This is a genomic window from Sphingobium sp. B11D3A (genome assembly GCF_025961695.1).
Lineage (GTDB): Bacteria > Pseudomonadota > Alphaproteobacteria > Sphingomonadales > Sphingomonadaceae > Sphingobium.
In genome coordinates this window covers 1,408,992-1,431,428 of record NZ_JAOQOE010000001.1, presented here as the reverse complement: position 1 = coordinate 1,431,428, position 22,437 = coordinate 1,408,992, and the positions used below count along the sequence as shown (strand labels likewise).

Here is a 22,437-nt window from a genome sequence, read left to right as displayed (position 1 = left end):
GAGGATGCGATGCGGTTGGTTCTGGCGCGTATGGGAGCATTGATGATGATGGCGATGTCGAGTGGCGCGGTGCAGGCCGAGGCTGGCTGCGACAAAGCCTGTCTTGAAGAAATTATGGGGCAATATCGGGCGGCCTATCTCGCCCATGATGTCTCGGCTGCGCCCTTTGCCGATCGTGTGCGCTTCACGGAAAACAATATCGAGATGGCGTTTCCCGATGCGAGTTGGGATACTGTGACGGAGGAAGTCGGTACGGCGCTGACGCTCTCTGACCCGCAGACCGGCCAGGCCGCTGCGTTCATGGCCATCAACCAGAGCGAAATTCCCGGCTATCTCGCCGTCCGGCTGAAGATCGAGAACCGGAAGATCACCGAGGTCGAGCACATGCTTTCGACCAAGCGCAACCTGAGTTCGCCGCCGACGCCGTTTGCGGAGCCCAAGGATTTCGTGCGTCCCGCCGACCGTGCCGCACCAGTGCCTCAGGCGCGCCGCAATAGCCGTGAGGAATTGCTGAGCCTGGGCGATGGCTACTTCCAGACGCTGGAGAATAACATCGGCGAAATCCGCAACACGCGCTTTGCGCCCGATGCGATCCGCTACGAAAACGGCATGATCTTCGGCGATATCGAGAAGGATTTCCGACTGGGTCGCTATGCCTTCAACAATAAGGTCAGGCGGGTACCGATCCTCGTCGATGAGGAGCGAGGCATTTCCTTGTTCCGCGGCTTCATCGATCACAAGGGCGTTCTGGCCGATTACACCCTGACCGACGGCACACCGCGGCGATCCATCTTCCGCGAGCCGCATAGCTGGGCGCTGCTGGAAATGTTCAAGATCCAGGGCGGTATGATCACCGGGGTGGAGGCCACCTTCATCACGGCGCCCTATAATGCGACCTCGCCCTGGGGGCCGGACAACGGGAAGTAGGCGCGGACCGAAGAGGCGTATCGAAGCATCGTATCGAAGGGCCGACCCTTCGATACGCCGCTTCGACAAGCTCAGCGGCTACTCAGGACGAACGGAGGGAATGTCCTTGCGGTCCCCGCGCGCCTAGCCTTCCACCAGATCGCCCATGATCTCGCGCGCGAGCTGGCCTGCATCGGGCTCCACGCGGCAGGACTGGTCGAACAGCATCGTCGCGCGGGTGCTCCGCTCATACGTGGCCCAGTGGGGCAATCCGCTCGCCTGATCATTGGGATCGCCATTGGTGGCGAAGGCGACCCAGGCGCTGCTCATCTTGGCCGCGAGCATGGCCGGGGCGTCGCCCTCGCCCAGCAGGGCACGGGCGGACTGCGGCGTATTCAGAATGAACGGCGTCTCCATCGTGTGGAGGGCGCCCAGCTTACCGCCGAGCGCGGGGCTCTGATAATCGAGCCGGTACATGAAGGCGGGCGCGCCTTCCTTGCGCTCGGCCTGCGCGATGATCGGTGCCTGGATGGAATAGTCGCTGAACAACTGGAGGAAGAGCCGGCTCGGCGTGGCACCGGGATAGGCCTGCCGGTAGCGGCTGAGGACTCTGCCGGTGCGGTCGCCGAGAAACGCCTGGGAGCGGGCCTCGAGGCCGGCCTCGTCCAGCGTGAAGGCGCCGGGATCGTTGCCCCAGAAGAAGCTCATTTCCTGCGCGTTGCAGCCGATGAGCATCGGGATGGCGTTGGTGAGCGGCGCCGCGCGGGGCGAGAAGGGGTGTTGCGGGAGCAACAGCGGATCGAGCACCGGGGCGAAACAGGGCAGATGCGTGAAGTTGCGCGGCTTCAAATCGTCCGCGACGGCGTGATAGCCGGCAAGCAGGGTCTGGACCGGCAGGGTGAGCAGGCTCTGCCAGTCGTGGCGCGGGATGTTCAACCGGTGCAGCAGCCGGTCCGTCGCTGTTGCGGCATCGTCCCGCTCCATGAAGCGCAGCGCCGGGCCGCTCTGCACGCCGGCACGGTGGATGAGGCCCTGCGCGGCGGGGCTGCTCATCAGGAAGCTGGTCTTCATCCCGCCGCCGGAGGTGCCGAACACCATGATGCGTGCCGGGTCGCCGCCGAAATTCTCGATATTGTTGCGGATCCAGCCGAGCGCGGCGATGATGTCCTGCATTCCCGCATTGCCGGCATGCGCGAATTCGTCGGCCTCCGTCAGGCCGGCGAGGTGGGTGTAGCCAAAGGCATTGAGGCGATGGTTGAGGCTGACGAACACGACATCGCCGCGCGCAGCGAGCGTGCTGCCGTCCACCGCCGAGCCTGAGCCGCCATAGAAGAAGCCGCCATGCAGGGAGACCATCACCGGCCGCTTGCGGCCATCGCGCAACCCGCTGGTCCAGATGTTCAGGAACAGGCAGCCCTCCGATTCCGGGATCGGCGGGGGTGGGGGCGGCGCATTGGCCGGGCGCGGCAGTTGCGCAAGGATGACATAAGGCGGGCCGGGCGGCGGATTGGGGTTGGATTGCGGTGCGCTGGCCCCGAATGCGAGCGCATCGGCAATGCCCGTCCAGCTCTCCGGCGCGACGGGCGGGCGGAAGCGCTCGGCCCGCGCATAGCGAATGCCGCGAAACGCCATCACATCGCCTTCGAGGCGGCCGCGCAGGCGCCCATAGTGCGTGTCGGCAATCGGTTCGGATGATGTCATCGCAAAAGCCCTTGGCAGAATGATGGCAGGAGCGGTCGTCGCAGCAAAGACGGCTTTCAATGCCGTTCGTCTGCTGACGCCGGGGTGAGCGGGCATGGCAGGCTCCTCTGGTTCGCCTCATTCTAGGAAGTCCGGCCCCCTCGCAATTTGCGGACAGGGAACTCTTGTTCGTCTGCCGGCGAACTGGGCTGCCGAAGATGGCCGGCGCGCGCGCATGAGGGTCGACAGGGCGCATCGCCCGCGCCAAGGCTGGAGCGGACATGAGCGAGGCGGCGGTGGAACGAACAGAGCAACTGAAAGAGAGGGGCTTCCAGTTGGCCGGGCTGGAGCACACCTTCGGCTTTTTGCTCCATGCGGCCTGGCGCGATGCCTCCACGACCTTCAACCGCTTCTTCGCCGGCACGGACATGACGCCGAGCGCTTATTCCGTTCTCCTGCTGATCCACAGCAATCCCGGTTGCGCGCCGGGCGACCTCTCGGAGATCATGGGCATCACCTCCAACAACATGACGCGCCTTCTCGACGATCTGGTCAAGCGCGGCTTCGTGGCGCGGGAGGTGAGCGAAGCGGATCGTCGCGTGCGCCTGCTGCGGATGACGGCGGCGGGCACGGATTTCCTGGCCGAGTTGCGGCGCTGCCACGATGCCTACGAGGCGCATTTCGATGCGCGCATCGGGCCGGAGCGGATCGCCCAGCTTTGCGATCTCTTGCGCCGGTTCGGCTGACCGCCCGCTGCCGGACGTGGCGCAAGGCGGTTTGCCCACCGGCGGCTTGTTCCCGGCAATGCAAAGCACGATGCGTCGCCAGTAAAGCCCCGCGGGGCCGGCCCTTCTAACGACCATGTGCAATTGCAGGAGAGCAGCACGTGTCGGTGGAGTCGGACAATCGGGCGCATCGTCCCCGGTTGGCGCATGAACTGGGGCTTCTGGCCAGCCGCCGCCAGATGTTGCGCGGGGCGTGCGTCGGCGCCTTGCTGATCGGCGCGGGCGGCTCTGCGGTGCTGGCGCGCGCGAGCGGACCAACCCGGATGGACGCCGTGCTGTCCTTCCATTCCAACGAACCGTGGCTGGACCGCACCGGCCGCGCCGCGCCCTGGCATCCGCCGTGTGGGTGCCGCAGCGGCGAGGGCGTGGAGCCGCTGTCCGACGAGATGCTGCGCAGAGTGAATTGTTATGTCTGAACGGGTCTGCCGAGATGTGCGGCGGCCCTTGACCGGAGGTTCAAGTGGTCGATTTTTCTTCTGATCCGGCCAAGCGCGGCTTCTTTTCCGCGCAGCGCTACGATGCCGAGATTCTCGAATGCGAAGTGCAGGGCACACTGCCCGCCGATCTGGTCGGCACCTTCGTACGCCTGGGGGGCGAATGGTATTATCCGCCGAGCAAGCCGGACGATGCGATGCTGCACACCGACGGCTATGTCAGCACCTTCCGGTTCAAGGATGGGCGCGTCTCCTACAAGGGCAAGTTCGTCCGGACGCCGCGCTTCCAGGCCAATCTCAAGGCGGGCCGTCAGCTCTTTGGCTATTATCGCAATCGCTTTACCGACGATCCCAGCGTGCAGGGCATCGACGGCACCGTGTCCAATACCACCCCGCTGGTGCATGGCGGCAAGCTGTTCACGCTCAAGGAGGATTCGCTGCCCCAGCAGATCGATCCGGTGACGCTGGACACGATCGGCGCGTGGGATTTCGACGGCAAGTACAAGAGCCAGACCTTCACGGCGCACCCGAAGATCGACCCGTTCACCGGCGAGATGATCGCTTACGGCTATGAGGCGACCGGGCCTGCCTCCAAGGACGTGTTCGTCTATGCGATGGACAAGGCGGGCCGGGTGACGCGCGAGACCCGGTTCGAGGTCCCCTATGTCTCGGTGATGCATGACATTGCCTTGACCGAGAAGCACATCCTCTTCCCGTTCGGTGGTTATGTCACCAGCATGGAGCGCTTGCGCGAAGGCAAGGTTCACTGGGGGTGGGACCGCAGCAAGGACAGCTACATCGGCATCATGCCGCGCGACGGCGACGGCAAGGACATCCGCTGGTTCAAGGGCCCGGAGCGGTGCATGATGCACACGTTCAACGCGCAGACCATCGGCAACAAGGTGGTGTTCTACGCCCCCTTCTACGATTCCAATTTCTTCCCCTTCTTCCCTAATGTCGATGGCTCGCCCTGGGACCCGACACGGGCCAAGGCCTATGTCCGCCGCCTGACGTTCGATCTCAATTCCAAGAAGGATAGCTGGGAGGAGGAGATCCTGTTCCCGCTGCCCATCGGCGATCTGGGGCGGATCGATCCGCGTTATCTGACGCAGGAAAACCGCTATTGCTTCACGGGCTTCACCGATCCGACCCGGCCGTTCGACGAGGCGCGGGCGGGCAATCTGCGCGGGCGCGTGACGAACAGCTATGCCCGGTTCGATCTCCATACGAACAAGGTCGATCGTTATTTCCCCGGCGATACGCACAGCCTGCAGGAATGCACCTTCATTCCGCGCAGTGCCGATGCGCCGGAGGGCGACGGCTATCTGATCGGCACGGCTTCCAATTATGCGGAGATGCGCTCCGAGCTGATCATTGCCGATGCGCAGCGGCTGGAGGAGGGCGACATCGCCCGCGTGATCCTGCCGTTCCGCGCAGGTCCGCAGGTTCACGGCATCTGGGTTCGGCCGGACGAACTGGCGCCATTTCCAAAAGCAGGAGGCATCGATGCGTGATGAGAGCGAGGCCCTTGAGGCTGCAAAAACAGGAGGAGAGAGATATGGCCATGACGAGACTGCGGTGCCTGGCTCTGACGGCCGTCGCGATGGGGCTGGTCATGACCGGTAATGCCCAGGCGCAGAGCCTTTCGGCGGAGGACTATGCGGTCGCGCGCGCCGAGATCGTCAACCTGTCGAACCGGCTCATGATCGCGTCCGACGCGCGGGATGCCGAGACCTATGCGGAGAGCTTCGCCAGTGACGGCGTGCTGGACTGGATCGGCGGGGTGGAACATGGGCGCGAAGCGATCCGCAAGGCCATCGAGGAATGGCGCGGCCAGATCGCGAAAAAGGCGACGATTCCAGCGGACGCCAAGTCGCAGCCACGCACGCGGCATTATGTGCTCAACCACGACATCACGGTGAACCCGGACGGCAAGACCGCGTCGGGCCGGGTCTACTGGTTCGCGCTGACGAACAATACGCCGCAAACCGATGTGCAGGTGCTCTACTTCGGCCATGTCATCGAGGATTATGTGAAGGAGGACGGCAGGTGGCTGTTTTCCAAGCGCGCGGTGTTCAACGAATCTCGCCATAATCGGGCATTGTTCTACCCCGAACTGGGCGAGAAGGACCCGCGGCAATTGGACTGAGAGGCTGTGGTGGGCGTGCGCGGTTCCCGCAAGGGCAGCCATCGCTGGCCTTGCGTGCCCCGGGCGCGTCTGGCACGGGCGGCTGGACGGTCTGCCCGTCCAGCCACACCCGCCTGATCCGGATGCCTCGCCTGTCATGAGCCTGCGTCTTGCCATTTTCGATTGCGACGGAACGCTGGTCGACAGCCAGCACAGCATCGTCGAGGCCATGGATGGCGCGTTTCGCGCGGTGTCGCTGGTGCCGCCCGACCGCCAGCAGTGCCTTTCGGTCGTGGGCCTCTCCTTGCCTTATGCGATTGCCCGGCTGGTGCCCGATGGCTCCGACGCGCTGCGCGACGAGATTTGCGACCATTATAAGCTGCGCTTCCAGCATCTGCGCGCCTCTGGTGGGCTGCGCGAGCCGCTGTACCCGGGCATCGCCGATCTGCTGGATCGGCTCGAAGCGCAAGGCTGGCTGCTCGCCATCGCCACCGGTAAATCGGAGCGGGGCTTGCGGCTGCTGCTCGAGCATCATGGCATGTCGAAGCGCTTCATCTCGCTGCAGACGGCGGATCGCAATCCCTCCAAGCCGGACCCCGCGATGATCGGCGCGGCGCTTGCCGAGGCGGGCGTCGAGCGGGCCAGCGCTGTCATGATCGGCGATACCAGCTTCGATATGCTGATGGCGCGGGCGGCCGGGGTCCAGGCGCTGGGCGTGGCCTGGGGCTATCATCGCGCCGAAGAGCTGATCGAAGCCGGTGCTGCATCCGTGGCCATGGACAGTGCCGAGCTGGCGCGCCATATCGGGCTTTCATGACAGAGACGACATCCAAGAGCGCCGGTCCGGACCCGTCCGACGCCGCAGCGCAGACCCGCCGAGCGGCGGCAGCCAAGCAGCGCTTCTATGCGATCAGCCTGTTCCGGCTGTCCGGCGCGTTCATCCTGCTGTTCGGCATGGCAATCTCGCTGGAGCGGTTCGATTGGGTGCAGGGCGACAAGGCGAAGTGGATGGGCGTGATCGTCTCCACCGTCGGCTTCATCCAGTTTCTCATCGTGCCCCGGATGCTGGCGCGCGCGTTCGCGACGCCGAAGGACAAAAGCTGAGCCCCGACATGAAGCGGTTCTGGACTTCCGCGCAGGCGATCGCGAGCGAGGACGGCTGGTCGATCGGGCTGGACGGGCGCGCAGTGCGCACGCCCGCGCGCGCGCTGCTGGTCGTCCCCGGTGCGGCGCTGGCGCAGGCGATTGCGGAGGAATGGAACGGGCAGGGCGAGAAGATCGACCCCGCCACCATGCCGATGACCGGCTTTGCCAATGCGACGATCGACCGCGTACTGCCGGCTTTAGGCGACTTTCGCGGGCAGGTGGCGGCTTATGCCGAGAGCGATCTGCTCTGCTACCGCGCCGATGGACCGCAGACGCTGATCGCGCGGCAGGAAGCCCAATGGCAGCCCTTGCTGGATTGGGCGAGCGAGCGCTTTGGCATCGCCTTCGTCGTCACGCAGGGCATCATCCCGGTGGATCAGCCGGCGCTGACATTGGCGGGCCTGCGCGCCGCCGTCGAGGCGCTCGATCCGTGGCTGCTGGCTGGCTTCGCCACGCTCGTGCAGATCAGCGGCACGCTGGTGGGTTCGCTCGCGCTGATGGAAGGCAGGCTGTCGGCGGAGGATCTGTTTGCGGCGGCGAGCCTGGATGAGGCTTGGCAGGCCGAGCAATGGGGCGAGGATGCCGAAGAGAGCGCGCGGCTCGCACGTCGTCGCACAGATTTCCTCAACGCGGCGCGCTATTGCGCGCTGGCGGCCGAGCGCTGAGCGTTCCCTTGCTCCACGATTTGGTCTAGGGCGCGAACCATGACGCAAGCCGCTCTCGAAATTCAGGATCTCTGCAAGACCTACAAGGGCGGCAAGCGCGCTCTGGACGGCGTGAACCTCACCGTGCCGCGCGGCAGCATCTACGGCCTGCTCGGCCCCAATGGCGCCGGCAAGTCGACGATGATCAACATCCTCGCCGGGCTGGTCAACAAGACCAGCGGCACGGCGCGGATCTGGGGGTTCGACATCGACAAGGATGCGCGCAACGCGCGGCTCTCGATCGGCATCGTCAATCAGGAAATCCTGTTCGATCCCTTCTTCACGCCGCTGGAAACGCTGGAAAATCAGGCGGGCTATTATGGCGTGCCCAAGGCGGAACGGCGCTCGATGGACCTGCTGCGCGCGGTGCACCTTGAGGACAAGGCATCGGCTTATTCGCGCACGTTGTCGGGCGGCATGAAGCGGCGGCTGATGGTCGCCAAGGCGATGGTCCATGCCCCGCCGATCCTCGTGCTGGACGAGCCCACCGCCGGCGTGGACATCGAGCTTCGCCAGCAGCTCTGGTCCTATGTCCGCTCGCTCAACGCGCAGGGCGTGACCATTGTGCTCACCACCCATTATCTGGAGGAAGCCGAGGAGTTGTGCGATCGCATCGCGATCATCAATCACGGCCGGCTCATCGCGGACAAGCCGACGCGCGAGCTGGTCGGCATGGCGCGGGAAAAGGTGGTGGAAGTCACCGTCGACCGCGACCTCGGGACGCTGCCCGCGCATGACCGGTTCGAGCGAGTCGAGCGGTCCGACGCGCGGAGCCTCAAGATCACCTATCTCAAGGACAAGGCCACGGCGGGCGATGTGCTCAATGTCGTGCAGGCGCAGGGCTACAGCATCGTGGACGTCTCCACGCATGATCCTGACCTTGAAGACGTCTTCCTGACTCTCACCCGCGCGGACGGTTGAAGAAATCTCTCACGCGTCAGGCACGACGCGCAAAATGAAGGCCGCCGATTTGCACCGGCGGCCTTTCATGTGTTCAGACTGAGCGGGGCTCAGGCGAAGCTGGTCGAAACCCGACGACGACGCAGTTGCATGCCGGCGAGCGCGAAGCCACCGATCATGAGAGCCCAGGTCGCCGGCTCGGGAACCGCAGCCATCGACACATTGTCAACCACGAAGTCGGCGGCCGTGCTGCCGTCACCGAAGAAGTTGAACTTCAGATTGGCAGGGCCGCTGTTCGTCGCGGTGAACTGCGTGGTGAAGGTGTACCAGGTCTGCGGCGTGGTGCCGCTCACGCTGCCCGCCGTGAGGCTCAGCCCGGCCGGCACGTCGTCGATCAGGAACTGGAGCGAGGCGTCGAACGGATTGCCATAGCCATTCAGCGGCACGAAATAGTCGAACGACAGATAGTAGCTCACGCCGGCAACCACGTTCACGCTCTGCGAGAGCGAGTCAGGGTTGGCCGTGTCGGACGAGAAATAGGCGCCGTAGGTGCCGCCGCCAGCCGGGGCGGGAATGGATTCGCCATAGGCACCTGTCGGGTAACCCGAGCCCTGACCATAAGCGATCACGACCGGAGCCGTGCCGCCGCCGACATTGCTCAACGACCAGCCGCTGAAGCTGCCCGACTCGAAGCCACCATTGGTTACGAGATTGGCCGCCATGGCGGGGCCAGTCAGGGCGAGCGCGACAGCCGTCCCCAGAAAATAAAGTGATTTCATGATCTTTTCTCCCACACGCAAACGCACAAGGCGTCACACGACGCTTTGTACTCCATTTCGCGATATATTTCCTCTTCGTTAACTATCTTCCCTTGAGTTTCCGCCGAATAATCGGAAAGATCGTTCTCGATCAGTCTATTACGAGCTGCCGCATTGCAAAGCGCCGCGCGCAGGCTAGGACACGGCATTGCGCGCCATTCCACCACGCGGCCGCTCGGGACTTTGTGCATGACCATTTCCACGCATGACATCATCATCATCGGATCGGGCGCGGCCGGCCTGACCGCCGCCATTAACCTGGCGCAGACGCACAAGGTGCTGGTGCTTGCCAAGGGCGCGCTCGATTCCGGATCGACCAACTGGGCGCAAGGCGGCATTGCTGCGGTGCTCGATGGCGGGGACAGCTTTGCGGCGCATGTCGAGGATACCATGGTCGCCGGCGCGGGGCTGAACGACCGGGCGACGGTGGAGTTCGTCGTATCCGAAGCGCCTGCCGCGATCGAGAGGCTGGCGGCGCTGGGCGTGCCGTTCAACGCGGGCGAGGCCTTTGGCGAGCGCTGGCATCTCACGCGCGAGGGCGGGCATTCGCACCGCCGCATTGTGCATGTCGATGATGCGACCGGCCATGCGGTGCAGGTCGCGCTGATGGCGGCCGCGCGTGCCAATCCGAACATCACCCTGATGGAGAATATGGTCGCGATCGACCTCATCACCTCCCGTCATGGCGAGCGCTATTCCGGCGATGGCCGGGTGTGGGGTGTCTATGCGCTCGACAGCAAGGCCGGGCGCGTGGAAGCCTTTGTGGGTCGGGCGACGATCCTCGCGACGGGCGGGGCAGGCCGCACCTATCTGTTTTCCACCGCGCCACGTGGCGCGACCGGGGACGGGATCGCCATGGCCTGGCGGGCCGGCTGCCGCGTCTCCAATATGGAAATGATGCAGTTCCATCCCACTTGCCTTTACAATCTGGAGGTCAAGAACTTCCTGATTACCGAGGCGATGCGGGGTGAAGGCGGCAAGCTCAAGCTGCCCGCGGGCGTGCCCGGTGGCGGCGAGCGGTTCATGGACCGGTTCGATCCGCGCGGTGAACTCGCGCCGCGCGATGTCGTGGCCCGCGCCATCGACCATGAAATCAAGCGGCTGGGGCTGGATTATGTCCATCTCGACATCAGCCACCAGCCGCCCGAGTTCATCAAGGAGCATTTCCCGACCATTTATGCGCGGCTGCTGAGCCTGGGCATCGACATCACCAAGGAGCCGATCCCGGTGGTGCCGGCGCAGCATTACACCTGCGGCGGCGTGGTGATCGATCTTGATGGCCGCACCGACCTGCCAGGCCTGTATGCAGCGGGTGAGGTGACGGAAAGCGGCCTGCATGGCGCCAATCGCCTTGCCTCCAACTCGCTGCTCGAATGCTTCGTCTTCGGCGAGGCCGCCGCCAATCACATCCGCGCGACATGGGCAGATCTGCCCGCCCCGCCGCCGATCCGGGCGTGGGACGAAAGCCGTGTGACGGACAGCGACGAGGAAGTCGTCGTGACCCATAACTGGAAGGAAATCCGCCGGTTCATGTGGGATTATGTCGGCATCGTCCGTTCGACCAAGCGGCTGGAGCGGGCGCAGCACCGCGCCGACCTGCTCGCGCGCGAAGTGGATGACTATTACGGCAATTTCCGCGTGACGTCCGACCTCATCGAGCTGCGCAACCTGCTCGAAGTCGCCCGGCTGATCATTCGCAGCGCGCTCAAGCGCAAGGAGAGCCGCGGCCTGCATTACACGCTCGATCATCCCGACATGCTGCCGGAGGCGGTCGACACGGTGCTGGTGCCCTGACGTCAGAATGAGCAAAAAAAGGGCGCGATGGCCAGGCCGTCGCGCCCTGAGGTTCTGACTAGGAGGGAAAACAGCAGAGCTGCCTTCAACGCTTCGACTGCGGATCGTCGCGTCACAATGTTTATGTGCGATGCCGGCAGTGCGCGCTTTGACAGAGATCAAACCGTTGCGATTTGCAATAATTAGGGCAGCGCTTGTTCCCGCGACATCCTCACTTTGTCGCAAAAGGGATTCGGTACACCGCAACTGATCGCTTCGTTCTGGAATTATGCGCAGGGCTCGGTCAGTATATCCCTATGTTCGGCAAGGAAGATTTCAGCGCGTGAGGCAGGGTCTGGGGCCATTGTGGGCGGGGCTCGCGGTGCTTGCATTGGCGAGTTCGTGCACCGCCATTCCGTCATCGACACATCCAAGCGCGCGGATCGCGGCGCCGGCGCAGCCCGCCGTCCGCTACGCGCCGCCGCGTGAAGTCGTGCAGCCGGTCCCGCAGCAGGCCGCCGTTCAGCGGGTGCAGCGCGGCGGCACGGTGAGCGCGCCCTGGCTGCCCAATCGCAATGCCGTTCCCACGCCGCGCGTGCCGGTCACGGCGGCGCCGCCCGCGCTGGTCGCCAGCATTCAGGCGCTGGGGCGCCAGTTCAATGGCAAGGTCGGCATCGCGGTGCAGAGCGTGGATGCGAGGTGGACCGTCTCGCACAATGGCGATCTGCTCTTCCCGCAGCAGAGCGTCTCCAAGCTGTGGGTGGCGATGACCATGCTCGATGCCGTCGACCGCGGCAAGCTGACGCTGGACCGGGATGTCACCATCCGTCCGTCCGACCTGACGCTCTTCCATCAGCCCATCGCGGCGCTGGTGAACAGCGAGCAGGGTTATACCACCTCGCTGCGCAGCCTGTTCGAGCGGGCGATGACGCAGAGTGACAATACCGCGAACGATTCGGTTTTGCGCACCGTTGGCGGGCCGGACGCCGTGCGCAGCTATCTGGCGCGGCGGTTTATCGGAACGGACAGCATCAGGTTCGGCCCCGGCGAGCGGCTGTTGCAGAGCCAGACGGCCGGGCTGACCTGGTCGCAGAACATGTCCGCCGGGCGCAATTTCTATGCCGCGCGGTCCAACCTGCCGCGCTCCGTGCGCGAGCGGGCGCTCGACAGCTATCTGGCCGATCCGCCTGATGGCGCGGCGCCGCTGGCCATCGTGGGCGCGCTTGCGCGGCTCCAGAAGGGCGAGATGCTCTCGCCATCTTCGACGCAGATTCTGCTGGCGACGATGGAGCGCGCCAAGACCGGTCCGCAACGGATCAAGGCCGGGGTTCCGGCGGGCTGGACCTATCTCCACAAGACCGGCACCGGGCAGGATCTGGCGCCGCGTTCGACCGGCTATAATGATGTCGGCATCATGACCGCGCCGGATGGCTCGAGCTATGCGATTGCGGTGATGATCGGCGAGACCACGGTGGGCATTCCACAGCGTTGGGAGCTGATGCAGGCGGTCTCCCGTGCGGTCGGCACGCTGCATCAGGGCGGCGCCCGCTACAGCGCCGCGCGCTGACCATAGCTTTCGTTTAGGAAATGCCGCTAAGAGCGGGGCGGGGCGGCGTCGACCGCGCCGGCCATGATGCCTTATCGGAACCGACATGCCTGCCACTTCTCCTTCCGATCTCGCGATCGTCATCGTCAATTACCGGACGGCGGATTATGTCATCCGCTGCGTGGACTCGCTCGTTTCGGAACGAGCACAGGCAGGGCCGTTCGAGGTCATCGTGGTTGACGGTGGCTCGGCTGACGGGTCGGCAGAAAAACTCACCGAGCATTTCGCTCAACCTGAGTGGCAGGATTGGGTGACGGTGCTGCCGCTGGAGCGCAACGGCGGCTTTGGCTGGGCCAATAATCAGGCGATGTTGCGGCTGCTCCAGCGCCCGGCGCCGCCGGCCTTCATTCATGTGCTGAATCCAGACACGCTGGTCCAGCCCGGCGCGATCACGGCCTTGCTGGAGGCCATGCACGCGCGCCCGCGCGCCGGGGCCGTCTGCAGCCGGCTGCTGGAGCCGGATGGCGCGCTGGCGGGCTCCGCCTTTCGCTTCCCGACGCCGGGCCGGGAGTTCGTCCGGGGATGTGGCATGGCCAAGCTCGGGACGATGCTCGGCATTGCACCGACTTTGGTCGAGGGTGACGCGCCTGTCACGGCAGACTGGCTCACCGGCGCCAGCGTCCTGTTCCGCAGTGCCGCGCTTTGGGAGACCGGATTGTTCGACGACGGCTTTTTCCTGTATTTCGAGGAAGTCGAACTGATGCACCGCATGGGCCGCGCGGGCTGGGAGATGTGGTTCGTGCCGGGCAGCCGCGTGATCCATATTGCCGGAGCCGCCACGGGCGTCGCGAGCGGGGCGCAGGTCGCGGTGCGGCCCTATCCGGCTTATCGTTTCGAGGCGCGGCGGCGTTATTTTGTGCGCACCGGCGGCGTTGCGCGGCTGTTCTGTGCCAACCTCGCTTGGCTTGCCGGGCGGGCGCTCGCGCTGGCGCTGCGCCCGCTGCGTGGGCCGAGGACCGACGCCGTTCCGCAGGAGGTGTCGATGACGTTGCGGCATGGCTTCTGGCCCAAGCGGGCGGATGGGCGCGCCTCCATCCCCCGGTGGGATGAGCCTGCAGGCCGCGCGCCGGGCTGGACCGCGCCATGAGCGTTGTGGTGCCGCGCACGGGCATCGTGGCGATTGGCCGGAACGAAGGCGAGCGCTTGAAACGCTGCCTCAGAAGCGCGCCGGCCGATTGTCCAGTGATCTATGTCGACTCGGGTTCGACCGACGGCAGCATCGCCTTCGCGCAGAGCCTCGGCATCGGCGTGGTGGAGCTGGATGTCGCGACGCCTTTCACTGCGGCGCGTGCGCGCAATGCCGGATGGCGGCGCCTGCTGGCGGATCATCCCACGCTCGATTTCGTTCAGTTCGTCGATGGCGATTGCGAACTTGCGCCGGACTGGATCGGTCGGGCCGAAAAGGCGCTGGATGCCGAGCCGAGCCTGTGCGCAGTCTTCGGGCGGCGTCGCGAGCGCTTCCCCGCCGCCAGCTTCTACAACGCGCTGTGCGACGATGAATGGAATGTCCCTATTGGGCTGGTCGAGGCCTGTGGTGGCGATGTGCTGTTCCGCGTGGCGGCTCTGTCGCAAGCCGATGGCTATGACGGCAGCCTGATTGCCGGCGAAGAGCCTGACCTTTGCCTGCGTCTGGGCCGGATGGGCTGGCAGGTGCGGCGGATCGACGCGGAAATGACGCTGCACGATGCCGACATTCACCATGCGCGCCAACAATGGCTGCGCGCGCGCCGGGCCGGCTATGCCTTTGCAGAGCATGTCGCGCGCCATGGCGATGCGGCATTTCCGAGCTGGCGCCGCCAGCGCAATAGCATCCTGCTGTGGGGCGGTGTCATCCCGCTCCTCATCCTGGGTGCGATCCTGCTCGGGCTGATATCGGGCACTGCGCCGCTGATCTGGGCTGCGCTTGTGATGCTGCTGATGTATCCCGCGCAGGTCGTGCGGATCGCGGCCCGCAAGCGCGCGGCGGGGTCGCCCCTGCGCTTCGCCATGGGCTATGGTCTGTGGATGATGCTCGGCAAGTTCGCGCAATTCGGCGGTTTGGCGCGCTATCATCTGCGCGCGCGGGGGGGAGGGCCTGCCCGGCTTATCGAATATAAGGGCGCAGAAGGGAGTGCGCGGCCATGAGCTTCAAAGACATGTGTCAGCTCGTGCGCGAGGATTATGCCGCGCATGGGCGCGAATGGACCCGGCCGGGTTTCCGCACCTTGTTCTGGCACCGGTTCGGCAACTGGCGGATGACGGTACGCTCCAAGCTGATGCGGGCGCCGCTCAGCATGATCTATCGCTGGGGCTATCGGCATTGCCGCAATGTCTATGGCATCGAGATTCCCTACACCGCGACGATTGGCCGGGGCGTGATCGTCGAGCATCAGGGTGGTATCGTGGTGCATGGGGCCAGCATCATTGGCGACGGATCGATCATTCGGCAGAACTGCACGCTGGGCTTGCGGTCCCTGCAGCGGCTGGATGAAGCGCCGATTATCGGGCGGAATGTGAATATCGGCGCTGGTGCCGTGATCATGGGCCGCGTGACGATCGGGGATGGGGCCGCCATTGGCGCGAACGCGGTGGTGATGACGGATGTGCCCCCCGGTGCCCTCGCGGTCGGTGTCCCGGCGGTGGTGAAGGTGCGCTAGGCGCTTTTCTTGCCAACCAGTCCGCGCACAGCTATAGCCACCCCCTGACGATGGCGGCCTCGCACGGGCCGCCTTTTTCTGTTTGAAAAGCCGTGCGAGGAAGGAAGAGTAGTCTTATGTCTATCACCCCGCTCATGCCCGTTTATCCCCGGTGCGATGTGCGTCCGGTGCGAGGCGAGGGCTGCTATCTGATCGGCGAGCGCGGCGAGCGTTATCTGGATTTTGCGAGCGGCATCGCGGTCAACGCGCTGGGCCATGGCCATCCGCATCTGGTGAAGGCAATTGCCGAGCAGGCCGCCACGCTCATGCACGTCTCCAACCTCTACGGCTCGCCGCAGGGCGAGGCGTTTGCGCAGCGCATTGTCGAGAACAGCTTTGCCGATACGGTGTTCTTCACCAACAGCGGCGCGGAAGCGGTGGAATGCGCGATCAAGACCGCGCGGCGCTATCACTTCGCCAATGGCAACCCGCAGCGGCACAAGCTGATCACGTTCAAAAACGCCTTTCACGGGCGGACTTTGGGCACGATCAGCGCCACCGACCAGCCCAAGATGCGCGACGGGTTCGAGCCGCTTCTGCCGGGCTTCGATTATGTCGCGTTCAACGATTTGGAGACGGCGCTCTCCAAGATCGACGATGAGACCGCCGGCTTCCTCGTGGAGACGGTGCAGGGCGAGGGCGGGCTGACCGCCGGGAAGCCCGAGTTCATCAAGGGCCTGCGCGAGGCGGCGGACAAGCACGGGCTGCTGCTGGTGCTCGATGAAGTGCAATGTGGCTATGGCCGGACCGGCAAGTTCTTTGCGCATGAGCATTATGGCGTGAAGCCCGATGTGATGGCCGTGGCCAAGGGCATTGGCGGCGGCTTTCCGCTCGGCGCCTGCCTTGCGACGGAAGAAGCCGCCAAGGGCATGGTGTTCGGCACCCATGGCAGCACCTATGGCGGCAATCCGCTGGCGATGGCGGCGGGCATGGCGGTGCTGGACGTGCTGCTCGAGCCGGGCTTTCTGGAGCAGGTCGCGGCAACCGGCGAGCGGCTGCGCGGCGCGCTGGAGCAGCTCATCCCCAATCATGACGACGTCTTCGAGGAAGTGCGGGGCCTCGGCCTCATGCTTGGCGTGAAGCTCAAGCCGCAGGTGGAGGCACGCAACTTCGTGGCGCATCTGCGCGACAATCATGGCCTGCTGACCGTGTCGGCTGGCGAGAATGTCGTGCGCATCCTGCCGCCGCTGGTGATCGAGCAGTCTCACATCGACGAAGCGATCGCCAAGCTCTCCGCTGGGGCTGCCAGCATCAAGGCAGAGGCGAACGCATCATGATCCGGCATTTCCGCAATCTCACGGACGCCGGCGGCGATGCGCTCGCGGCCATTCTCAACGATGCGATGGACCGCAAGGCGGCCCGCGCGGGCATGCCCAAGGGCGCTGTCGACAAGGACGCGCCGCTGGCGGGCCACACGCTCGCCATGATCTTCGAGAAGAACTCCACGCGCACCCGCGTGAGCTTCGACATGGCGATCCGCCAGTTGGGCGGCTCGTCGCTGATCCTGGACAGCGGCACGACTCAACTCGGTCGTGGCGAGACGGTGGCGGATACGGCGCGCGTGCTGAGCCGCATGGTCGATCTCATCATGATCCGCACCGACGATCACGCCAAGATCGAGGAAATGGCGCATCATGCGACCGTTCCGGTGATCAACGGCCTGACCGACCTCTCGCATCCGTGCCAGATCATGGCCGATCTGCTGACTGTCATCGAGCATGGCCTTGCCTTGCCGGGCAGCCAGTGGGCCTGGCTGGGGGATGGCAATAATGTGCTGCACTCGATCATCGAGGCGGCCGGGCTGTTCAAGTTCGACGTGCGCATCGGCGTGCCGGAAGGGTTCGATCCCGATCCGCGCTTTGCCGCGGCGGCGCGGGCTGGGGGCGCGACCATCACGCTCACCCGCGATGCGGTGGAGGCGGCCAGCGGCGCGGACGTCGTCGTGACCGACACGTGGATTTCCATGGGTCAGGCCGGCGGCGACGCCAAGTTGCGCGCGATGATGCCCTATCAGGTGACGCCCGCGCTGATGGCCCGCGCCAAGCCCGATGCCAAGTTCCTGCACTGCCTTCCCGCCCATCGCGGGGAAGAGGTGCTGGAAGAGGTGATCGATGGTCCGCAGTCGCTGATCTGGGATGAGGCCGAGAACCGCCTCCACGCCCAGAAGTCGGTGCTGCTCTGGGCGGCGGGCCTGATTGGCTAGGGCCAACCGACATTCAGCGCTGGCGGCCATCATCTGAATGTTGGTCGGTGCTAAACCAGACGCAGGACATCCGGCGCCGTGCCGGAGTCCCACAGGATATGCCGGGGCGCCCAACGCGCGCTCCGGCACAACCCGCACATGATCGGCGCCGGGGCACGGCGGATAGCCACGCTGTTCACGCCGCCCGAGCGGACGTCGGGGCATTTTCTGCTGATCGATGCGATGCGGGGCGTGGCCGCGCTGGTCATCATCTTCTGGCACTATCAGCATTTCTTCTACCCGCCGGGCGCCGAGCGGGCGATGGCCGGCTTCCGCCCGCAGCAGCCTTTTTTCGAGCAGGCCAGCTGGCTCTATGAGCATGGCAAATATGCCGTGCAGCTCTTCTGGGTGATATCCGGCTTCGTCTTCGCCCATGTCTATCATGGCCGGAAAAGCAGCACGCGCGACTTTGTCGTGAACCGGCTCGCGCGCCTCTATCCGCTTCACGTGCTGACGCTGCTGATCGTGGCGGGCTTGCAGGGAATCGCGCAGGCGAAATTCGGCGCATTCCTCGTTTACCAGCACAATACGCTGGGCAATTTTCTGCTGCATCTTGGTCTTGCCTCCAACTGGTGGCCGACGGTGGTCTACAGTTTCAACGCGCCGATCTGGTCGGTGTCCATCGAGATTCTTGTTTACGCGCTGTTCTGGCTGAGCCTGCCTGTGCTGTTTCGCGCGGGCGTGCTTGGACCCGCCCTGCTGGCCGCAGCGGCCATCGCCGGTTGTTTCATGTTCGAGGGCTACATCCTCCTCATGTGCGCGGCAGGTTTCTTCGGCGGCACGGCGCTGTTTGCAGTTCACGCCAATCGCACCATCTGGCTCTCCGTGCTGGTCGTTCTGCTGCTGGGGGCAGGGGGATGGACGAGCTGGGACGAAAGTCTCGACATCCGGCGCTATCTCTCTGTTCCGCTGTTCAGCATGGCGATCGTGCTTCTGGCCGCCCTGCTGGAGCCCTGCCTGCGGGCGAGCCTGTTACAGCGGACGCGCTGGCTGGGGGATGCCAGCTACGGCATTTACCTGTGGCACTTTCCCGTCCAGCTGGTGCTGCTGCTCGCTGTGCCAGGTCTGGCGACTGACCATCAGCTGGCGCGCGAGCCGGCCTTCTTTCTGATCTTTATGACCAGCGTGGTCATCATCGCGGTGCTCTCCTTCCGCCTGTTCGAGACACCATCGCGGCGCTGGTTGCGGGCCCGGCTGGAGGCGCGGCCTCATCCGTCAGCTTCCTCGCAGGCGGCGCCTTAGACTCTCGCCCCTTAGACTTTCGTGAGGGGAGTGCCTATCTAGGTGCCATGTCAGAATTCGATCCTACCCGCACAGAGGACCGCGTCCTCGGTTTCGCCCTGCCTGCCCGCAATGTCCGTGGTCGGCTCGTGCGCCTTGGCCCTGCGCTCAACGCGGTGCTCGCCGCCCATCGTTATCCGCCCGTCATCGAGAAGCTGGTGGCCGAGGCCCTCGTGTTGGCCGCTCTGCTCGGCGCTATGCTCAAGGATGATGAAGGCCAACTCACCCTGCAGGCGCAGACCGAGCAGGGTGCGGTGTCGCTGCTGGTCGCCGATTATATGGGCGGCGCGGTGCGCGGATATGCGCAGTTCGATGAGCAGCGCCTCGCCGAGTTGGGCGAGAATCCGACGCTCTTCGGTCTGTTCGGCAAGGGTTATCTGGCGATCACCTTCGATCAGGCGGTCACGGGCGAGCGCTATCAGGGCATCGTCCCGCTCGAAGGCACTGGCCTCGGCGCGGCGGCGGAGCATTATTTCGCCCAGTCCGAGCAGATCCCGAGCATCGTGAAAATCGCGGTTCGGCACGATGCGGAGGAGGGCTGCATTGGCGGTGGCATGCTCCTGCAGCATCTGCCCGAAGGCGAGGTGGGGCGGGAGCGGCTGCATGTGCGGCACGATCATCCCGATTGGGAGCATGTCATGATCCTCGGCAATACCCTGTCCGAGGAAGAACTGACCGATCCCGCACTGGGGCTGGAGGATATCGCCTGGCGCCTGTTCCATGAGGAAGACGAGATTCGCGCGCTCTCCAGCGCTGATTTGCGCAAGGGCTGCCGGTGCGACCCGGAGCGGATTCGCGGCGTGCTGGGCCGGTTCGACCCCGCCGAGCGCACCTCCATGGCCGATGAGCGCGGGGTGATCGCGGTCGACTGCACGTTCTGTTCGCGGATTTTCGATATCACCTTGGCCGAGTTGCAGGCCCCGCACTGAGGCGCACGCCCGCCGGCAAATTTGACAATCTGCGACAAGCCGTGCATTTCCATCGTTGAAATATTGCGGTAGCCGACCCCGTCGGTCTTTGCCGCCTGCGAACGAAGAAGTGGCTGAAGCAACATGGCATTCAAGGCAGCGATGCTGGCGATAGGGCTCGCGCTGGGCAGCTTGCTGGCGCCCATGTCCATGGCGCAGGCGCCGCAAGCCGGCGGGCTGGACGCGGTCGAATCGGGCGAGTGGGAGCTGCTGGAGCGCGGGAGCAATCAGGCTGCGCGCCGGATTTGCATCAGCGATGGCAGTCAGTTGCTCCAGCCCAAGCACCCCTATCGGCAGTGCGAGCGTTACCTGATTCGCCAGTCGCCGCGTGCCGTCGCGGCATCCTATGACTGTGGGGAGGGCGGCCGTGGTCGCACCGATCTGCGTATCGAAACCTCGCGGCTCGTGCAGATTTCGTCGCAAGGGGTGTCGGATGGATTGCCTTTTGCGCATGAGATGGAAGCCCGACGGGTAGGCGCCTGCCGCCCCGGTGCTGCGAGGCGCTGAAGCTGAAGACATATCTCCCCTGCTCAGAGGAGGGGCAGGGGGTGGCGGCGATGCGCCAGCATCGCTTAGCCAGAGAGTGACTTCGAAGTTGCAGCACCACCCCAACCCCTCCTCTGAAGAGGAGGGGCTAGCACTGCCGCAACGGCGCTCTCCCGCCCGAGCGCCCGCTCGCGAAACGAAATCATCTCATCCCGTGACAGGGGCAGGGGATTTGCGCTAGCGCGGGGCATCATGTCACCGATATCGTCTGCATCGCACGCCCCCATGGCGGTTGTCCTCCTTTCCGGCGGACTCGACTCGATGGTCGCCGGCGGACTGGCGCGCGAGGCGGGTTATCGCCTCGCCGCGCTCACCATCGATTATCAGCAGCGCCACCGTGTCGAGCTGGAGGCCGCCAAGCGCGTGGCGGCCGCGCTGGAGGTGGAGCGCCATGTCGTGCTGCCGCTCGACCTCTCGCTGTTCGGTGGATCGGCCCTTACCGCTGACATCGACGTGCCCAAGGAGGGCGTGGGCGAGGGCATTCCGATCACTTATGTGCCGGCGCGCAACACGATCTTCCTCTCGCTCACCCTGGGTCTGGCCGAGGTGGTGGGGGCAGAGCGCATCTACATCGGGGTGAATGCGCTGGATTATTCCGGCTATCCCGATTGCCGGCCGGAGTTCATCGCCGCGTTTCAGCATATGGCATCGCTGGCGACCAAGCAGGGCGTGGAAGGCGCGCCGGTGCAGATTGCCACGCCGCTCCAATATATGAGCAAGGCGCAGATCGCCGCCGAGGCCGCGCGGTTGGGGCTGGATGCCGGCATGAGCTGGTCCTGCTACGATCCGACGCCCGAAGGCCTGCATTGCGGCCTGTGCGATAGCTGTCGCCTGCGCGCGAAGGGCTATCAGGAAGCCGGCTTGCCCGACCCGACGCGTTACGCGACGCATCCCTGAGCCGCGCCGATGAGCTACGCCGTCAAGGAAATGTTCCTCACCTTGCAGGGGGAAGGGATGCAGGCCGGCCGCCGGGCGGTGTTCCTGCGCTTTGCCGGCTGCAACCTCTGGTCCGGGCGGGAGCAGGATCGGGCGAGTGCGATCTGCCGGTTTTGCGACACCGATTTCGTGGGGACGGACGGGGAGAATGGCGGTCGCTTCGGCGCGGCACCGGCGCTCGCGCAGGCGGTGGCCGATCTATGGGGTGATGAGACCGGCCAGCGGTTCGTCGTCATCACCGGCGGCGAGCCGATGTTGCAGCTCGATGCGGCGCTGATCGACGCGCTCCATGCCGCCGGCTTTGAAATCGCGGTGGAGAGCAATGGCACGCTGGCGGCGACGCCGGGCGTCGACTGGCTCTGCATCAGTCCCAAGGCGGGCAGTAGCGTGACGCAGCGTCGGGGCGATGAACTCAAGCTGGTCTGGCCGCAGCCTGGAATCGACCCGGCCGAGCTGCTCGGCTGGGACTTCGGCCAGTTTCTGGTACAGCCGATGGACAGCGGCACCCCGGAGGCGAATGCCGCAAACCGGGAGGCCGCCATCGCGCTGGTCCTCTCAGACAGCCGCTGGCGACTGTCCCTCCAGACCCACAAGCTGCTCGGGCTGAAGTAGAGTTATTCCGAGGCGACCGTCTCGGTGTCTTCGGAACTGGCATTGGCGGCGGGCTCGCTCGTCTGCTTGCGGCTGACGCTGCCGGCATTGCCGACCGCGCCGAGGCCATCGGCCTTCACGGCGTCAAGGTCGGTCATCGAATCGTTCACCGTGCCTTCCAGCACGTTCATGTCCCGCATTTCGACCGTGTTGCCCGGCGCATCCTGCGCGCCGTCGCAGCCCGCGAGCGCGAGACCGCCCATCGCCGCGAGCAGAAGAAGGGGAACATGGGTCTTGCGCATCAGCGGCATCCTTTCT

The 22,437-nt window shown here is 65.1% G+C and carries 24 protein-coding genes; 21 read left to right on the top strand and 3 right to left on the bottom strand.

From position 1 onward, the window contains the following. Positions 1-9 precede the first annotated feature (9 nt). On the top strand, positions 10-927 hold the full coding sequence (locus M2332_RS06840; RefSeq protein WP_264573460.1) for a hypothetical protein: 918 nt from the start codon (positions 10-12) through the stop codon (positions 925-927). A 123-nt stretch (positions 928-1,050) separates the two neighbouring features. Here the strand turns inward: M2332_RS06840 and M2332_RS06835 are convergent, their stop codons facing one another. After that, positions 1,051-2,607: a carboxylesterase/lipase family protein gene (locus M2332_RS06835; protein ID WP_264573459.1), complete on the bottom strand. Its 1,557-nt coding sequence runs from the start codon at positions 2,605-2,607 to the stop codon at positions 1,051-1,053. A 260-nt stretch (positions 2,608-2,867) separates the two neighbouring features. Here M2332_RS06835 and M2332_RS06830 point away from each other — a divergent pair, with 260 nt between their 5' ends. The 8 genes from M2332_RS06830 to M2332_RS06795 all read left to right on the top strand — a co-directional run bounded on the left by M2332_RS06830 (position 2,868) and on the right by M2332_RS06795 (position 8,704). Next, a complete protein-coding gene (locus M2332_RS06830; protein ID WP_264573458.1) occupies positions 2,868-3,332 on the top strand; it encodes a MarR family winged helix-turn-helix transcriptional regulator in 465 nt (154 codons plus the stop codon). A 140-nt stretch (positions 3,333-3,472) separates the two neighbouring features. Next, positions 3,473-3,787: a hypothetical protein gene (locus tag M2332_RS06825; RefSeq protein ID WP_264573457.1), complete on the top strand. Its 315-nt coding sequence runs from the start codon at positions 3,473-3,475 to the stop codon at positions 3,785-3,787. Positions 3,788-3,831: 44 nt separating this feature from the next. Next, the gene (locus tag M2332_RS06820; RefSeq protein WP_264573456.1) at positions 3,832-5,319 is read left to right on the top strand and encodes a carotenoid oxygenase family protein; all 1,488 of its coding nucleotides are present in this window, start codon (positions 3,832-3,834) and stop codon (positions 5,317-5,319) included. 44 nt (positions 5,320-5,363) lie between these two features. Continuing rightward, positions 5,364-5,954, top strand: a complete 591-nt coding sequence (locus M2332_RS06815; protein WP_264573455.1) for a nuclear transport factor 2 family protein — start codon at positions 5,364-5,366, stop codon at positions 5,952-5,954. Positions 5,955-6,090: 136 nt separating this feature from the next. After that, positions 6,091-6,750 carry an HAD-IA family hydrolase gene (locus M2332_RS06810; RefSeq protein WP_264573454.1) on the top strand — a complete coding sequence of 220 codons (660 nt, stop codon included), beginning with the start codon at positions 6,091-6,093 and terminating at the stop codon, positions 6,748-6,750. Beyond that, positions 6,747-7,037, top strand: a complete 291-nt coding sequence (locus M2332_RS06805) for a purine permease (RefSeq protein WP_264573453.1) — start codon at positions 6,747-6,749, stop codon at positions 7,035-7,037. The genes M2332_RS06810 and M2332_RS06805 overlap by 4 nt, the downstream gene beginning before the upstream one ends. Before the next feature lie 8 nt (positions 7,038-7,045). Then, positions 7,046-7,744 (top strand): ATP12 family chaperone protein, encoded by a 699-nt coding sequence (locus tag M2332_RS06800; RefSeq protein WP_264573452.1) that lies wholly within the window; start codon positions 7,046-7,048, stop codon positions 7,742-7,744. Between the two features lie 39 nt (positions 7,745-7,783). After that, positions 7,784-8,704, top strand: a complete 921-nt coding sequence (locus M2332_RS06795) for an ABC transporter ATP-binding protein (protein ID WP_264573451.1) — start codon at positions 7,784-7,786, stop codon at positions 8,702-8,704. 89 nt (positions 8,705-8,793) lie between these two features. Here M2332_RS06795 and M2332_RS06790 read toward each other — a convergent pair whose 3' ends face one another. Next, entirely contained in the window at positions 8,794-9,462 is a 669-nt protein-coding gene (locus M2332_RS06790) for a PEPxxWA-CTERM sorting domain-containing protein (protein ID WP_264571130.1), read from the bottom strand. A 228-nt stretch (positions 9,463-9,690) separates the two neighbouring features. Between M2332_RS06790 and nadB the strand changes: the two genes are divergently transcribed. The 12 genes from nadB (at position 9,691) to queE (ending at position 22,140) form a co-directional block, all read left to right on the top strand. Further along, on the top strand, positions 9,691-11,295 hold the full coding sequence (gene nadB, locus M2332_RS06785) for an L-aspartate oxidase (RefSeq protein ID WP_181560443.1): 1,605 nt from the start codon (positions 9,691-9,693) through the stop codon (positions 11,293-11,295). Between the two features lie 322 nt (positions 11,296-11,617). After that, positions 11,618-12,841, top strand: coding sequence for a class A beta-lactamase-related serine hydrolase (locus M2332_RS06780; protein ID WP_264573450.1), 1,224 nt, complete (start codon positions 11,618-11,620; stop codon positions 12,839-12,841). 85 nt (positions 12,842-12,926) lie between these two features. Further along, on the top strand, positions 12,927-13,967 hold the full coding sequence (locus M2332_RS06775; RefSeq protein WP_264573449.1) for a glycosyltransferase family 2 protein: 1,041 nt from the start codon (positions 12,927-12,929) through the stop codon (positions 13,965-13,967). Continuing rightward, positions 13,964-15,004 carry a glycosyltransferase family 2 protein gene (locus M2332_RS06770; RefSeq protein WP_264573448.1) on the top strand — a complete coding sequence of 347 codons (1,041 nt, stop codon included), beginning with the start codon at positions 13,964-13,966 and terminating at the stop codon, positions 15,002-15,004. Before M2332_RS06775 ends, M2332_RS06770 begins: the two co-directional genes overlap by 4 nt. Continuing rightward, positions 15,001-15,516 carry a serine O-acetyltransferase gene (locus M2332_RS06765; protein WP_264573447.1) on the top strand — a complete coding sequence of 172 codons (516 nt, stop codon included), beginning with the start codon at positions 15,001-15,003 and terminating at the stop codon, positions 15,514-15,516. Before M2332_RS06770 ends, M2332_RS06765 begins: the two co-directional genes overlap by 4 nt. Before the next feature lie 116 nt (positions 15,517-15,632). Next, positions 15,633-16,832 (top strand): aspartate aminotransferase family protein, encoded by a 1,200-nt coding sequence (locus M2332_RS06760; protein ID WP_181560440.1) that lies wholly within the window; start codon positions 15,633-15,635, stop codon positions 16,830-16,832. Beyond that, positions 16,829-17,758, top strand: a complete 930-nt coding sequence (gene argF / locus M2332_RS06755; protein ID WP_264573446.1) for an ornithine carbamoyltransferase — start codon at positions 16,829-16,831, stop codon at positions 17,756-17,758. Before M2332_RS06760 ends, argF begins: the two co-directional genes overlap by 4 nt. Before the next feature lie 138 nt (positions 17,759-17,896). After that, positions 17,897-19,039 (top strand): acyltransferase family protein, encoded by a 1,143-nt coding sequence (locus tag M2332_RS06750; protein WP_264573445.1) that lies wholly within the window; start codon positions 17,897-17,899, stop codon positions 19,037-19,039. A 47-nt stretch (positions 19,040-19,086) separates the two neighbouring features. Continuing rightward, a complete protein-coding gene (locus M2332_RS06745) occupies positions 19,087-20,007 on the top strand; it encodes an Hsp33 family molecular chaperone HslO (RefSeq protein ID WP_264573444.1) in 921 nt (306 codons plus the stop codon). A gap of 123 nt (positions 20,008-20,130) precedes the next feature. Continuing rightward, entirely contained in the window at positions 20,131-20,553 is a 423-nt protein-coding gene (locus M2332_RS06740) for a DUF3617 domain-containing protein (protein WP_264573443.1), read from the top strand. Positions 20,554-20,817: 264 nt separating this feature from the next. Beyond that, positions 20,818-21,489, top strand: coding sequence for a 7-cyano-7-deazaguanine synthase QueC (gene queC, locus M2332_RS06735; protein WP_264573442.1), 672 nt, complete (start codon positions 20,818-20,820; stop codon positions 21,487-21,489). Positions 21,490-21,498: 9 nt separating this feature from the next. Beyond that, positions 21,499-22,140 carry a 7-carboxy-7-deazaguanine synthase gene (queE, locus tag M2332_RS06730; RefSeq protein ID WP_264573441.1) on the top strand — a complete coding sequence of 214 codons (642 nt, stop codon included), beginning with the start codon at positions 21,499-21,501 and terminating at the stop codon, positions 22,138-22,140. Positions 22,141-22,142: 2 nt separating this feature from the next. On the opposite strand, the gene M2332_RS06725 is transcribed toward queE, so the two are convergent. Continuing rightward, a complete protein-coding gene (locus M2332_RS06725; RefSeq protein WP_181560433.1) occupies positions 22,143-22,421 on the bottom strand; it encodes a hypothetical protein in 279 nt (92 codons plus the stop codon). Positions 22,422-22,437: the final 16 nt, after the last annotated feature.

Coding starts and splice junctions, on each gene's coding strand:
- M2332_RS06840 (WP_264573460.1), top strand. CDS start 10: ATGCGGTTGGTTCTGGCGCGTATGGGAGCATTGATGATGATGGCGATG.
- M2332_RS06835 (WP_264573459.1), bottom strand. CDS start 2,607: ATGACATCATCCGAACCGATTGCCGACACGCACTATGGGCGCCTGCGC.
- M2332_RS06830 (WP_264573458.1), top strand. CDS start 2,868: ATGAGCGAGGCGGCGGTGGAACGAACAGAGCAACTGAAAGAGAGGGGC.
- M2332_RS06815 (WP_264573455.1), top strand. CDS start 5,364: ATGGCCATGACGAGACTGCGGTGCCTGGCTCTGACGGCCGTCGCGATG.
- M2332_RS06810 (WP_264573454.1), top strand. CDS start 6,091: ATGAGCCTGCGTCTTGCCATTTTCGATTGCGACGGAACGCTGGTCGAC.
- M2332_RS06805 (WP_264573453.1), top strand. CDS start 6,747: ATGACAGAGACGACATCCAAGAGCGCCGGTCCGGACCCGTCCGACGCC.
- M2332_RS06800 (WP_264573452.1), top strand. CDS start 7,046: ATGAAGCGGTTCTGGACTTCCGCGCAGGCGATCGCGAGCGAGGACGGC.
- M2332_RS06795 (WP_264573451.1), top strand. CDS start 7,784: ATGACGCAAGCCGCTCTCGAAATTCAGGATCTCTGCAAGACCTACAAG.
- M2332_RS06790 (WP_264571130.1), bottom strand. CDS start 9,462: ATGAAATCACTTTATTTTCTGGGGACGGCTGTCGCGCTCGCCCTGACT.
- nadB (WP_181560443.1), top strand. CDS start 9,691: ATGACCATTTCCACGCATGACATCATCATCATCGGATCGGGCGCGGCC.
- M2332_RS06775 (WP_264573449.1), top strand. CDS start 12,927: ATGCCTGCCACTTCTCCTTCCGATCTCGCGATCGTCATCGTCAATTAC.
- M2332_RS06770 (WP_264573448.1), top strand. CDS start 13,964: ATGAGCGTTGTGGTGCCGCGCACGGGCATCGTGGCGATTGGCCGGAAC.
- M2332_RS06765 (WP_264573447.1), top strand. CDS start 15,001: ATGAGCTTCAAAGACATGTGTCAGCTCGTGCGCGAGGATTATGCCGCG.
- M2332_RS06760 (WP_181560440.1), top strand. CDS start 15,633: ATGTCTATCACCCCGCTCATGCCCGTTTATCCCCGGTGCGATGTGCGT.
- argF (WP_264573446.1), top strand. CDS start 16,829: ATGATCCGGCATTTCCGCAATCTCACGGACGCCGGCGGCGATGCGCTC.
- M2332_RS06750 (WP_264573445.1), top strand. CDS start 17,897: ATGATCGGCGCCGGGGCACGGCGGATAGCCACGCTGTTCACGCCGCCC.
- M2332_RS06745 (WP_264573444.1), top strand. CDS start 19,087: ATGTCAGAATTCGATCCTACCCGCACAGAGGACCGCGTCCTCGGTTTC.
- M2332_RS06740 (WP_264573443.1), top strand. CDS start 20,131: ATGGCATTCAAGGCAGCGATGCTGGCGATAGGGCTCGCGCTGGGCAGC.
- queC (WP_264573442.1), top strand. CDS start 20,818: ATGGCGGTTGTCCTCCTTTCCGGCGGACTCGACTCGATGGTCGCCGGC.
- queE (WP_264573441.1), top strand. CDS start 21,499: ATGAGCTACGCCGTCAAGGAAATGTTCCTCACCTTGCAGGGGGAAGGG.
- M2332_RS06725 (WP_181560433.1), bottom strand. CDS start 22,421: ATGCGCAAGACCCATGTTCCCCTTCTTCTGCTCGCGGCGATGGGCGGT.